This is a genomic window from Endozoicomonas sp. Z74, assembly GCF_057680865.1.
This window is the reverse complement of the sequence record NZ_JBLYZI010000057.1, coordinates 23,177-36,527: the sequence shown is the minus strand read 5'-3', so window position 1 is coordinate 36,527 and position 13,351 is coordinate 23,177. Positions and strand designations below refer to the sequence as shown.

The window sequence follows — 13,351 nt, the reverse complement described above, 5'->3', positions numbered from 1 at the left end:
CTTATCAGTGAGCGAGGAGAATTTGGAAAACAGGGCTTTTGCAGACATCGAAAGACAGGAAAAACCCTGATTATACAGGCTGTTTCTTGATGGCGCTGTTCAATTGGTGATCATGTTTTTGCCCTGAGGAGAGGCTTTAACCAAAGGTAAGCTGGAAGAAATCCTGCAAAGCCTGGTCGACAAGCTTTCCGAAAACCAATCCGTGAGAATGCAGAATGATATTAAGGCCCAGGCAGAGGCTAAAGCAAAAATGCATGATGCAATAATGGAAAAGCTTGAAGAAAGAAACAGCCTGGCAGCACAAAAACAAGAAAACGACTGCTCGAGTAAACTTTCTGCGCTTTCACTTATTGGTGGAGGGGCTGGAGCAATGAGAGGGTATTCACGAACTCAACGCCGCATTGAGCGGGAAAACAATGCTATATCAGCGAAAATAGACCAACTAAATAAAGACATCAATTCTCTAAGAGCCGCACTGAACAATCAACCTGGATTATCAAGAACACTCTCTTTATCCGGTAAAGATCAAGTTGCAAAAGGGGTTAATGATAAAACCGTAGAAAGCATTGAGATGATGCTAGATGCAAGGGGGCTGGATAAACAAGTATTCAGTCCGAGAACAGAAAACACCCTGAACGCCCTGAGTTCGGAAGAAACCCTTATTGAAGGCATCACCATCTCTCAGGACTCTATGTCCCAGGCAGAATTCATGCGCATGTTGCAACAGCTTCAGGCAGCCAATGAAAATAATGAAAAGCTTGAAGAGGCCATTGCTGCATTACAGTCAGGAGACCCAAAAGCAGCAGCAGAAATACTGAAGGGAATGGAAGCCGGTGTTACTGGCCTCAGTGATGAAAACAGCCAGACTCTTGACTCAATGGTAGATGCCCTGCTCAATCCTGTGCCACCCACTCCGGAAGAAATACAGCAACGTGAGGTCGACATCGCCCTTGAAAATCTCCAGGAAGTTGCACAGGAAGCGGATGAACAACAGACATTACTGGGGGAAATGAGCCCTCAAAAAACCATTGTGAAAGGTTAATGGCGCCTTCCATAGGAACGTTCAATCCAAACAAAAAAACCCCGCTTCAATGAAGCGGGGTTTTTTATATGGCGCGCTCGGGAGGATTCGAACCTCCGACCGCCTGGTTCGTAGCCAGGTACTCTATCCAGCTGAGCTACGAGCGCGTTAAGTTATTCCAGAATACATCTGAAATCTGGCGGTGAGGGAGGGATTCGAACCCTCGATACGCGTTAACGTATACACACTTTCCAGGCGTGCTCCTTCAGCCACTCGGACACCTCACCAGTCGTTCAGCACATGTCTGCCCCGAACAGGTGGCGTACTTTATATCACCTTGGTTTCAAAGGCAAAAAAAATATATACCTATTGCCAAAAAAGCCGTGATGGCCCCCATAAACGGGTGGGTAACATAAAACTATTTGAGCTGGTTCAGCCGGAAAAGGCGGGACAGAATCCTCTCCAGCAGCCGGGTCGGCACCCAGCGGTCCAGCCAGGGAAACAGCCAGCTGCCGTAGGCCAGCCGGACTGTGGTCAGGCTTCGACCCGACTCCAGGCGGTCAATCAACTGTCTGCAGAATACCTCTGCTTCTGTAGGGTTGTTCTGGGAAGCCCGGGCTCTCTCCCTCAGCCCCTCTTCAATATCAAGATACAGAGAATCCGGTTTAAGGACTCGATCCAGGGCATCGCTGGCATTGTCGGCGAACCGGGACCGGACAGCTCCCGGCTGCACTGTAACCACTTGGACACCAAAAGGTTTCAGCTCCATTCTCAGAGCATCCGAGAGCGAATTAAAAGCCGCCTTGGAAGCGCAGTAACTCCCGGAAAAAGGCGTAACCAGAACCCCAGACACACTGCCAATATTGACAATCATTCCCTTTCGGCGGGCACACATGGACGGTGCCACTGCCCTGATCAACGCCATTGGCGCAAACACATTGGTGGCAAATTGCTGCTCAAGTTCTTCTTTGGGGACTTCGATTAACGGCCCCATGCTGCCATAGCCGGCATTATTGACCAGAATATCCAGATGGCCATCCAGGGTCATGATCCGCTCCAGCACCCGCTTTACCTGCTCCTCACAGGTCACATCCAGCGGCTCAATAAAGATATTTTTCTCAGCCAGATCCTGAATGCTTTCCAGGCGACGGGCAGTGGCCCATACCCGGTAACCCCGGTTTTCAAAGTCCAGGGCAAGAGTCCTGCCAATACCGGAAGAGCACCCGGTGATCAGAACATTTTTCTTCCTGTCGCTGCTATTACCCATTACCTGTCGTTCATTTAACCCGGTCATGATCATTGCCATTGAACATTTTGTTTTTTACCTAACCGTAATGGAGTCGGCGGTTCGGGGCAACTTTCCGCCTTCAGAGCTCACGGTTCTCCTGAAAATAGCCCGCCACCGGGTAATAAGCAGCGCAAGCAATATCAGACCGCAGCCCAGCAGGTTGCCACTGGTCATTTTTTCGTCCAGCCACACCACGCTCATGACAGCCGTCCACACCGGCTCAAGAATCATAATCAGCGCTCCATGGCCTGCATCAGAGTGTTTCAGGCCCCAGGTGTATAGAAAGTACCGGACACTGGTAGCAATCAGCACGGCCGCGGCAACCCAGCCCCAGGTGGTTGAGTCAATGGCCCGAGGCCATGTTTCAAACACGGCGGATCCCGCAATGCCTCCAAGTCCCGCCACCAGAAGCAGCATAAACGTCAGGGCCATGGATGGGATACCTGGAGCATTGTGATTGGTATACACAAAATGCAATGCCACAAACAGAGTCGCTACCAGATACAGCCCCTGGGCTGCTTCAAAAGACCAGCTTTCCTTGAGCGCCAGCAGAGCGATACCCACAATGGCAAAAGGCAGCGCATACAGGGTGTAGCGGTCAATCTTGCCTCCATACAAAAGGCGTGCCATAAACGGCACCATGATCATGGACAGGCTCATGATGAATGCCCCTTCCCCCAGCCGGTCAGAGCTGTCAACCGCCTGAACCCAGAGACACATGGCTACCGCCTGAAGCAAGCCCACTTTGCAGGAAATCCACCACTGACGTCGATTCAGGAAAAACAGCTGACGGTACGCGAAGGGCAGCAGAACCAGGGCCGCCAGCAGAAAACGGATGCCAATATAGCCCATGGGCGGCATTCCCCCCATGGCCAGCTTGGAAAACAGCCAGCCGGAAGCGGCCAGCAAAGTGACGGTCAACAGGACCAGATCTGCTTTTGTGGTTTGTTTCATTCTTTACTCAGACGACTCTGGTTTATCTACTGCCAGTTCGGGAAGGCCCGCATCCAGGTCTGCCGTTTCCAGGGTTTTGGCAGGCAGTTCTTTTTTTACCCGTACACCGAGGGCCAGGAACTGATCCGCCTGGGCAATCAGGTTGCCACGGCCATGCTTGAGGGTACCCATGGCTTCATCGTAGGTATTTCGGGCATTACCCAGCTGGGTGTCCAGCTTTTCCATCTTTTCCACAAAGATACGAAGTTTGTCGTAAACCTGACGACCTTTGTCCGCCAGCTTCCGGGCATTTGCATTCTGTCGTTCAATGGTCCAGAGGTTGGCTACCGTCCTGAGGGTGGCCAGCAATGTAGTGGGTGTCACCACGACAATCCTCTTTTCAAAGGCATCATTGAACAGCTGCTGGTCGTATTGAAAGGCTGAAATGAAGGCAGGCTCTATGGGCATGAACATAAAGACAAAATCCGGGGCCTTCATTTCCGGCAGGCTGGGGTAATCCTTCTGGTTCAGGCTGTTGATATGGTTCCGGATGCTCTGGATATGACGGCTCATGGCCGCTTCACGCTCTGCAGGGGTTTCCGCATTCACAGACGCCATGTAATCCACCAGGGAGACCTTGGAGTCGATGATCAAATGCTTCCCTTCCGGAAGGTGCACAATAAAGTCAGGCCGTTTGTTCTGGCCTTCTTCATCTTTAAAGTTGGGCTCCCGCTCATATTCCTGCCCCTTGATCAGTCCACTGCGTTCAAGAATCGTCTCCACCTGCAGCTCGCCCCAATTACCCTGAAGCTTTTTATCGCCTTTAAGCGCCCTGGCCAGATTCCCGGCCTCGTCGCTCATTTGCCGGTTGAGTTGATGCATGGTTTCCAGTTGCTGCTTGAGGGCAGCCCTGCCAAGGCTGTCTTCCTTCCGTGCTTCTTCCACTTTGCTGCGAAATTCGCCCAGCTGTTCCCTGAAAGGGGTTAACAGGGTATTGAGCTGGGCCTGGTGCTGTTCGGAAAACACCTTGCCCCGGGCCTCCAGGATTTCATTGGCCAGATGACTGAACTCCTGCTTCATGGCTGCCTTGTTTTCCTGCAGCTGAGCCAGGGCTTTTTCGTTCTGGGTTTGTTGTTCTTCCAGCCGGGTTTCCAGTTCCTTCACCCTTTGTTCCGCCTGGCTTCGCCCAGCTCTTTCCAATGCCAGCTGATCCTGAACCACCTGATGCTCTGTGGCTTTTTCTGTCTGCCGACTTCGCTCTGCCATTAACATGGCTTCCAGCCGGCTGGATTTCACTTGCTGCTCAGAAAGCTGCCGCCCCAGAGCATTCAACTCATGGTGCTGCTGGTCCCTGATTCTTTCCAACTCAGAGAGCTGCTCCACCTGACGCTGAACCTGTGCTTCAAGGCTATCCTGAAGCTTTCGATTGAACAGGCCACTCAGCAGCCAGGCAAGAATAAAAGACAGCAGTGCGGCAACCGCAACCACCGCCAGCACAGTAAGTGACATGCAAACTCTCTTTTCAGGGTTACTGTAAATCCGGAGGGCATCCGGAAAACGCAGGATGCGTTTCAACCTAGATTCAGGGGTAAAGATGCCTCTGTAATGGAGCCCGGGTCAATAGACTGACCGCAAGGTTCAGCCAAAAATGGGTATATAGGCGGTAAATCCCTGGAATCTGGCTCTGTCTGAATCAGAACTTTATTGGGCTTCAGGGAGAGGGTTGAGCACTCCTTTTTTCATAAGAGGACCCTCCTTGTGCAGAAAAACAGCTGGCCAGAATACAAAATCCACCTTAGCCCCTTTTTCCCAGGACTTTGTGTAGGCTGTCCAGTAATCATTGGTACCTGTATCAGAGCTGAGTTCTGCCTTTGAAGGCAGCCACTTCAACTCCATGGGAGGAGCCTGGCACTTCATCTTGTATAAGATGCTACATGCCTTATCGATAAAGTTTTTCACTTCAGGTAGTTGATCTACCTGCTGGCGCTGACATCCAGCCTCCTCAATGCGTTCGAAAACCTTGCTGACAAAAGACGCACCAAGGCTTTTCCATTTCAGGTCAAACTGTTCAAAACGTGCCTCTTTTATATTTTTCTTCAAGTCGCTCATCCCCTCATCGGCCAGGCTTGTATCCGCCAGGTCTTTCAACACACCGGATAAATGGCCACCGTTCTTTTCAACGTCTTCAGTCACCACGTCATAACAGATTTTGAGCAATTGAGCAGTCACCCGTTCACTACGGTCTTTCAACGCTGGAACCTTATCCATTGCATCAATGCAATCAGTGGATTCGTTATCATTCAGCTCACTCAACTGCTCCACCAGTTTTGTTGGCCGGTTGGCATCACCAAGGTCAGCAATATTAGGGTTATCCTCTGTCATTTTTCTGCCCATCATTTCGGACAAGGCCGACAACACCTTCTCCTTATAATCCCCAAGAGCCTTGCCCTGCTGCTCTATCACAGCCATCTTTTTTTCCAGGGTTTCTTTATTTCCCGAAAAACCGATTGGCAAAGTATCAACACTCAACAAAGAAGGATCAGAAGAGGCTGCTTTAGGGGGAGGAGAGACCTCCTTACCCGCCGCTTTTTGTTCCTTGCCCGCCTCAAGGGCTCTTTTGAAGATGTCCTCATTGGCAAACAGGGACTCATCATACACGCAGAGCAAAGGTTTATTATCCGCGTAAGAGGCTTCAGCCTCCTGTTGAGAACAACCTTCCACAAAGTCCTGCGTTTCCTCGCACCACCGGACACAGCACCCCTTGGATCTGGAGACCAGAAACCATGAGTCCGGAGCATCCCCTTTTTTCAACTCATAGCCAGCAGCCTTATTCTGAAGAACATCATCCCCGATGGGAGGCTTATTGCTAAGAGAGACCATGGATCGCCTCAGCAGCTTGCGGGCATAATGGCCTAATGTTCTTCGAGCAGCCTCCATACCCTCCTTGCATGAAGTAAATTTCCGCTTATTGTTAAGAAAATCCGCAAAATCCTTTCTAAAGGATTCTTTAACCGCCTCTGGCTGAGTTTCAAGTTTTCCCTTGAGCTTCTCTACCCTATCAAGCATTTCCCGGTCTTTTTCATGGCTCCCTGAAACGGTTTTACCTCCTTTGCCAAAGCTTGCCACCCTGTCATACAGCGCCTGATAAGAGCCCATCGCGGCACCCTTCTCCCCGAAACTGAATTGTGGAATTTTTCTACTGTCCGATTGTGGAGCATCAAAGTAGCTGGGGCCTCCAATGGTTTCGAGTAGCTTTATTTCATCTTCAGTCAGCCAGCTGCATGCTGGAGGAACCGGCTCGGGAGGAAGCGGAGGCAGTTTTTTTAACTCCTGCGCCACAAAATGATCAACCAGTATTTTCAAAGAGATTTTATTGAGCCCTGTCCCCAGTATTTTACCTTCAAAAACGGCCTGTAAATGTTTGAACTGTGCCCTTGACATGGATCTGGCCAGCGCATCCGGAGAGTTCACCCCAATACTGCCCAGGAGCGCCGACTTCAAACGCCGGAATCTGGCCACATAAGGGTTTATATTGGGGCCAGGCTGGCCATGAATTTCCTTATCAATCGAAGCCTTCAGGCTGCTCATCAATGAAAGGGCCTTTTGCCCGGTATTTTGGCCTGTAATGGCTTTCAGTTCGTTTGTCAGCGCCACTTGACAACCAAACCGACTATCAAGACATTTATACGCTTCCCCAAAAAAATCTGCCCCCTCGCTCATCCAGTCCTTTTTACCGGCCTGGGTTCCAGCAAACGTCATGGCCATTTGATCTTTTTTCTCAATGGACGCCCTGATATCGATGAAGCGCTTATAGAGGGCCTGACACTCCCTTTCCTGCTCCTGAAGTTGTATCACCCGTTCCTGATGCTGGTTTCTCAGGTTGACCAGCTTTTCCCGTTCTTCCTGAGTCAACGGCACAACGGGTGGAGGCGTTGGGGCAGGAGGCGCTTTAACTTGAGAGACTGGCGGTTCTTTCCCCTTATCGTTACTGACAGCCCTTTTATTGACGGGGCTCCCTGCAGGAGGCCGAACAAACCGTCCGTGCTCCGCCTCCTTTTTATCCACTGTTTTTTTCTCCGGGGGGATGACAGGAGGCTGTTCGCGGCGCTTTTCAGGCTTCTCTATGGGCACAGACGGTGGCTTTGGAAGTGGCTGGCTGTCCTCTTCTGAAATTCTTCCCTTTTTTGCTGCAACGCCAGAAGCAGGATTCGGCTTTGGCTGTTTCCCCACTGGTTCCATCGCGCTTTCTTCGGGCACATGGGGGTGTTTTGAGGCTTCTTCATCAGGGTAATCAGGTTCCTCTTGCTGCAAGGGTTCAAATAGGAACCGTCCTTTCCCCAGCCTGGCCGCCCCCCCCTCTTTCTTGCGTAGAAAAACCGCTTTCCTCCCCTTCTTTCCTGGAAATGTGTGGGGTAACCTCTTTTGGTTTCGCTGAGGGCCTGCGCAGCCTGACTTCTTCTGCAGCAGGATGCTCCAAATCCGGGAGCACTTCCGCCTCCACAGGTCCTGCATCCAGCCAGACCAGAGACCCTTTGTTCGGTATTTCCGGCACTGGCGCATTTCTGGCCTGTAACTCTGCCTTAATTTCTGCCAGTTGCCGGGTGGCCGATTGCACCTCCCCTTCAATCGCCCTCACCTTTTCAGGAGTGAATTGAGGTTCCAGGCGACACACCTGTTTCAACAACAGGCTATTCAACTCTTGTTCTCTATTTGAACCAGGTTCAAGCCGACGATCGGGAGGAATCACACTGGTGGTTTCACCATTATCTGAGACGAAAACAATACTGAAATCACTGAATGACGCCCGATGATCGCGGTTCTCCATAAGGTTTCGGATCACCGGCAAGCTATCACGCAAATCCAGTCGGGCCTCAAAGGAGGCCCTTCGGGCATGAACGCTCTTATACTCCTTCTGCAGCGCTGCTACAGCACGGGCTGAGTTATTTACCCGGGGCTCAGGGGAAACAGGCTGAACATTCCGTTCAGACAAAGGGGTGACAGGCTGTTTAAAAGATGGCCTTGGTGTGACAGGAAACCATTCAGGTTTCTCTTCGCCCTGCTTATCAAATGAGTGAGTCTGAAGGTCTCTGAAGTAACTTTGGTGAGCCCTGTGAGGTGGCTCTGATGCAGTTGGCATTACCCTTCCCTGGCAGAACTGTTTTTTTTCAGTATAGAGGTGCTGCCAGGGGTAATGTGTCTTATGCCTTTTATAACTGGAAAAAAGGTTGCAGAAGTCTTGGAACCAGCCCCTTGAACCTCAGGGGAGCGTCCGTTGCAATGAGGCAGATACAGCCTTCATGGGTATCGGCTACCGGCTGGTGAGTCACATCCGGGTCCAGGTCCGCAAGATCTCCGGCACAGAACCTCCCCAGTTCATCACTGTAGGAGCCTTTAAGCACCAGGGTCAGTTCAGAACCACTGTGTCCATGGACGGGCATGCAGGTGCCAGGGGAAATACTCAGCAGCCTGAGCGTGCCATGGGGCACAGGGAGCACAAACTGCTTCATGCCGGGCGCCATGGTCTTCCAATGCAGACGGTCGAGGCGACTACCCAGCATAGGTTGTAGAGGGAGCGGAATATCACTCTCATCAGAGGAACGGGCAGGAGGCTCGACAGCAGGCAGAGGTTCAATCTCATCCAGCATAGCCAGCAGCTCTTTGCGTGAGCGCTCTGGCATCCGGGAACCCGGCTCTTTTTCTATAAAAGCCAGTCCAATCTGCTCCGCTTCCTGCACCTTTCGTTGACACTGTTCACACTCTGTCACATGGCAGGCAATGACCATAGCCAGAGAGTCCGGCAGGCTTCCTGCACCATAGCTCATCAGCGTGCTGTCATCGGGATGGTGATTGCAACCACTCATGATTCACCTCCAATACGATCCCTGAGTTTGGCAAAGGCAAGCCGAAGACCTGATTTGACGCTGCCCAGGGGAATGTCCATATCTTCAGAAATTTCACGATGCGACTTACCTTCGTAATACACCTTGTAAACCAGCTGAGCCTGCTGCAGGGGCAACGCATTCAATGCAAGCTTCAATTTATCACCATCATAAACCGCCATACTGGGGGTAAAACTGACTTCGGGGTAACTGTTAAGAGAAGAAAGACAGTCCGGTTTCTCTTTGCGAAGCCGGTCAATCCATAGGTTGCGGGCAATTCTGAAAATCCAGGTAGATGCACTGGCTTTGGCAGGATCAAAGCTTCCACACTTTCTCCAGACGGACAACATGGCCTCCTGAACCAGCTCTTCTGCCATCTCACTGTCCGCCCCTTTCTGGACCAGAAAGCTCTTCAGCCTGGGAGCAAAATAATCATACAACTGGACAAACAGGGTCTTGTCACGGCTGGCCGATAGTTCCACAAGCACCTTGCTCAGATCGGCACTGCCACCCGCCAGATACGATTTAGAGTCCATAGAATTGTCAACCAGCCGTAGATGCGTCATGGGTCTGTTGCTTTATTTTTACATGAATCCCTTTACGTGGAATAGCCGGAATTGGATCTTCAATGATTCAGGGCAATGGCTATACATGCTCTGTGTAGCCATTGCATTTTTTAAAAGAGAGTTAACTCTCTTTTTTTACCCGGTCATGCTCTCATAGCCCTCTTAAACAGGCTATTTTCTGTCGGGAAAGCAGCTGGCCCTGCCTGCGAAGCGCCTTGAGCAACACCTGCTTGACCGGGCCTGAGACCGCTTCACTTTTTGAAAGAATACTGAAAGGAAAGCGGACATTAATATTCAGTTCCCTGACATCCAGCTTCCTGAGCACCTCTTTCCGATATTTATCAACCAGAAGGTGTTCCGGCAAAAACGCCCAGCCTTCACCCGCCTCCAGCATCGACAGTAGTAAGCTCATATTGTCTATTCGCTGATAATGGCTGGAAAGCAGAGTGGTCTGCTCAAGATTGGAAGAAAAATATTCCTCGGGTATTAACTGGCGGTGCATTTTCAAATCATGCACTGTGGGTTCTGATAGCTGGCAAACCGGCAGTGAAGGGGCCGCCGCAATGCAGAAAGGCAGGTTCATCAGATAGGTGTAATCAGTGGGACTGATGGATCGCCCGCTGTTCAGCAGAACGATGGCCAGATCCGCCTCCCCCTGGTCTATAGCCACCCTGGCCTGGTCAAGCCCACGGTGAAGCCAGTGAACATTTACCTCTTTAAAGCTGGACCGAACCTCAACCATGGCTGCTGTGATCAACTCCATGGGCAGCAATTCACTGTAGAGAACCGTTAACGCGCTTTCCTGCCGGGCTTCGATGCTCCGACTGATGGACTCAAAGGCCAGAGTGTATTCAGCCAGGTTTTTGGCGTGGGAATACAAGGCCTCTCCTGATGAGGTTAATTCGGGGTAGCGCCCCTGTCGGCGAAACAGATCGTATCCCAGGTCCAGCTCCAGGTTACTGACCACCTGGCTCAGGGTGGAACGGTCACGCCCCAGAATTCTTGCCGCAGCACTGAATGACCCCGACTCCGCCACCGTGACAAAAGCCCTTATCTGCTCATAACTAATGGACACTGACTCCCCCCCTGAAAGCCCTCAAACCGTGGATACTATCCAACAAAAGTGATTTAAATCTGATGATAAACCCGGGATACACTGGCCACAAGCAAAGGGAACTCACAACAAAACCCGATCAACAAGAGGACAAAACCATGATCAAGAAGACCCTGATTGCCACCGCAGTAACCCTGTCCGTCCTGGGTACAGCGGGCATAGCCCAGGCGTGTTCATCGGTAGTGTGGAACAGTGACCACGGAGTGGTTCTGACAAGAACCATGGACTGGATGGAAAGCACCCGACCCGTTTTAATGACCGTACGAAAAGGCGACACCCGCAACCTTCATGGTGTCGACACAGGTGAAACTTACCAGGTCAAAAACGACTACCTGGCCATTGCCGGTTATGGTGACCTGATCGGGGAAGGGGTCAATCAACATGGCCTTCAGGTCAGCGTTCAATATTACCGCCCCATGATGCTGGACAAAGCAAAACCGGGAGACGTCTCCCAGGTAGAGCTGGGTGGTTACCTGCTGTCCGAATTTAAAACGGTGGAGGAAGTCGCCAGAGCCCTGCCCAAAATGACGGTAGGGGCAGCGGCAATACCGGAGCTTCCGGAACCGCCTGCATTCCATTATGGCGTCACCGATGCAACCGGGGATCGCATTGTGATTCAGTTTGATGAAGACGGTCTCAAGATCTTTCGAGGTGAAGATGCCCGGGTCATGACCAACAACCCGGGTCAGGGCGAACTGCTGGAACATTGGCATACCAAGAAAAAGGAATTGGCTGCCGCTGGTGGCCCGGACCGGAACTTCAACCTGGAGGCGGGCAATACCAGTGCCAGCCAGCGGTTTGTGTTCAGTCATTACTATGCTTCCCAGCTGAAAGAGTCCTACTCACCGGTTCATGCCATGATGGCCATTGAAAGCACCACTTTAAAAGTGCCCCAGCAGGCTGCCTATGCCGGAGAAGGCGCTATGGACACCTATGCGACGGAGTACAGCATTACCTACAACCTGGACAGTGGTGATGTGGTCTTCAAATACATGGGCAAAGACAAATGGAGTCAGGATCAGTGGAACTACAAAACCCTTTTAGCCAGTGGTCAGACGGTTAAAACCCGCCTTTACTGACACAGCCCTTCAGCAGGCAGCCCTGGCTGCCTGATGGCATCTCCTGAACCAATCTGTCACTCTATCCGTAAAGGTCGCGAATAACGACAAAATGGAGACCCGAAGTGCCAGCAAATGTGTCCGGGAAAGGATTGAATATCGCCGTCATCGGTTCAGGGATCGGAGGGCTTTCCTGTGCCTGGCTGTTATCCCAGCAACACAAAGTTACCCTATTTGAAAAAGACGACCGCTTCGGTGGGCACAGTCACACTGCATTAATAGACCACCCGCCCACTGACAGTACTGAAGTGGAGCAGAACAAAACAACAGCAGTCGACACAGGCTTTATTGTTTTCAACGATCGCACCTACCCCAACCTGACCGCCTTTTTCCAGCACCTTCAAGTGCCCGTTGTGCCTACCGATATGTCGTTTTCAGTCTCCCTTAACCAGGGGAAGCTCGAGTATTCAGGAACCAGTCTTCAGGGGCTCTTTGCCCAGCGCAGCAATCTCCTGAAACCCGGTTTCTGGAAAATGCTACTCGATCTATTGCGCTTTTATCGCAACAGTGAAGGCTGGCTGGACAGCCTTGGGCCGTCCATAACGCTCCGGGAGCTTCTGAATAAAAAGCACTTTGGCAAACCTTTTATCAGAGATCACCTGATTCCCATGGGAGCCGCTATCTGGTCAACACCGGCGGACAAAATGCTGGACTACCCGGCTCTGGCGTTCCTGAGATTCTGCCACAATCATGGGCTCCTGCAACTGACCAACCGGCCCCAGTGGAAGACTGTAAAAGGCGGAAGTCGTGAGTATGTGAAGCGCATCATTCATCAGCTGGGAGACGCCGCCCTGACCAACTGCTGCATCCGCAAAGTCAGGCGCTTTGAGGACCGGGTCGAGATTACCGATATTCGTGGCCAGCAACGGTCGTTTGACCATGTGGTCATGGCCTGTCATGCCGACACCACCCTGGAGCTGCTTAAAGCGCCGGATGAACTGGAGCAGCACCTGCTGGGCGCTTTCCAGTTCCAGCGGAACAAAGCCTTTCTTCACAGTGATCAGCGTCTGATGCCAAACAATAAAAAAGCCTGGGCCAGCTGGAATTATCTGGGCACCACCGGGAACCAGGGCCCCTCCGTCACCTACTGGATGAACCGGCTGCAGCACCTACCGGGCCAGCCACTGTTTGTCACCCTTAACCCGGAAAAGGAACCGGAGACTTCGAAGATTCACGGCTGTTACCTCTATGACCACCCGGTGTTTAACCAAAGCGCCCTGGTCGCCCAGCAGCGGGTATGGGAACTTCAGGGAAGAAACCGAACCTGGTATTGCGGTGCCTGGATGGGCTATGGCTTCCATGAAGACGGTATTCAGTCCGGGCTGGCAGTGGCTGAAAGCCTTGGCGGTATCCAGCGCCCCTGGCAGGTGGACAATGAAAATGACCGGCTCTGCCTGCCTGAGTCCCCAGTGGTTGTGGAGTGAGGCTGCCC

The 13,351-nt window shown here is 51.8% G+C and carries 11 protein-coding genes and 2 tRNA genes; 3 read left to right on the top strand and 10 right to left on the bottom strand.

Annotation, left to right across the window (positions count from 1 at the left end):
* Positions 1-208: 208 nt before the first annotated feature.
* Complete coding sequence (locus ACNRUY_RS16280) at positions 209-1,042, top strand: hypothetical protein (RefSeq protein ID WP_488112707.1); 834 nt, start codon at positions 209-211, stop codon at positions 1,040-1,042.
* A gap of 69 nt (positions 1,043-1,111) precedes the next feature.
* Here the strand turns inward: ACNRUY_RS16280 and ACNRUY_RS16275 are convergent.
* The 10 genes from ACNRUY_RS16275 to ACNRUY_RS16230 form a co-directional block, all read right to left on the bottom strand.
* Positions 1,112-1,188 (bottom strand) — tRNA-Arg (locus ACNRUY_RS16275).
* A 30-nt stretch (positions 1,189-1,218) separates the two neighbouring features.
* A tRNA-Ser gene (locus ACNRUY_RS16270) sits at positions 1,219-1,308 on the bottom strand.
* A gap of 131 nt (positions 1,309-1,439) precedes the next feature.
* Entirely contained in the window at positions 1,440-2,315 is an 876-nt protein-coding gene (locus ACNRUY_RS16265) for an SDR family oxidoreductase (protein ID WP_488112706.1), read from the bottom strand.
* Between the two features lie 27 nt (positions 2,316-2,342).
* Positions 2,343-3,263: a DMT family transporter gene (locus ACNRUY_RS16260; RefSeq protein ID WP_488112705.1), complete on the bottom strand. Its 921-nt coding sequence runs from the start codon at positions 3,261-3,263 to the stop codon at positions 2,343-2,345.
* 3 nt (positions 3,264-3,266) lie between these two features.
* Positions 3,267-4,751 carry a DNA recombination protein RmuC gene (locus ACNRUY_RS16255; protein WP_488112704.1) on the bottom strand — a complete coding sequence of 495 codons (1,485 nt, stop codon included), beginning with the start codon at positions 4,749-4,751 and terminating at the stop codon, positions 3,267-3,269.
* Positions 4,752-4,943: 192 nt separating this feature from the next.
* Positions 4,944-7,481 (bottom strand): hypothetical protein, encoded by a 2,538-nt coding sequence (locus tag ACNRUY_RS16250; protein WP_488112703.1) that lies wholly within the window; start codon positions 7,479-7,481, stop codon positions 4,944-4,946.
* Positions 7,482-7,557: 76 nt separating this feature from the next.
* Complete coding sequence (locus ACNRUY_RS16245) at positions 7,558-8,379, bottom strand: hypothetical protein (protein ID WP_488112702.1); 822 nt, start codon at positions 8,377-8,379, stop codon at positions 7,558-7,560.
* A gap of 70 nt (positions 8,380-8,449) precedes the next feature.
* Positions 8,450-9,103 (bottom strand): ChrR family anti-sigma-E factor, encoded by a 654-nt coding sequence (locus ACNRUY_RS16240; protein ID WP_488112701.1) that lies wholly within the window; start codon positions 9,101-9,103, stop codon positions 8,450-8,452.
* Positions 9,100-9,657 carry a sigma-70 family RNA polymerase sigma factor gene (locus tag ACNRUY_RS16235; RefSeq protein ID WP_488112700.1) on the bottom strand — a complete coding sequence of 186 codons (558 nt, stop codon included), beginning with the start codon at positions 9,655-9,657 and terminating at the stop codon, positions 9,100-9,102. The genes ACNRUY_RS16240 and ACNRUY_RS16235 overlap by 4 nt, the downstream gene beginning before the upstream one ends.
* A gap of 181 nt (positions 9,658-9,838) precedes the next feature.
* Complete coding sequence (locus tag ACNRUY_RS16230; RefSeq protein ID WP_488112699.1) at positions 9,839-10,762, bottom strand: LysR family transcriptional regulator; 924 nt, start codon at positions 10,760-10,762, stop codon at positions 9,839-9,841.
* Between the two features lie 137 nt (positions 10,763-10,899).
* On the opposite strand from ACNRUY_RS16230, the gene ACNRUY_RS16225 reads away from it, so the two are divergent.
* Positions 10,900-11,880, top strand: coding sequence for a linear amide C-N hydrolase (locus tag ACNRUY_RS16225; protein ID WP_488112698.1), 981 nt, complete (start codon positions 10,900-10,902; stop codon positions 11,878-11,880).
* 104 nt (positions 11,881-11,984) lie between these two features.
* Entirely contained in the window at positions 11,985-13,343 is a 1,359-nt protein-coding gene (locus ACNRUY_RS16220) for an NAD(P)/FAD-dependent oxidoreductase (RefSeq protein WP_488112697.1), read from the top strand.
* The last annotated feature ends 8 nt before the right edge of the window (positions 13,344-13,351 follow it).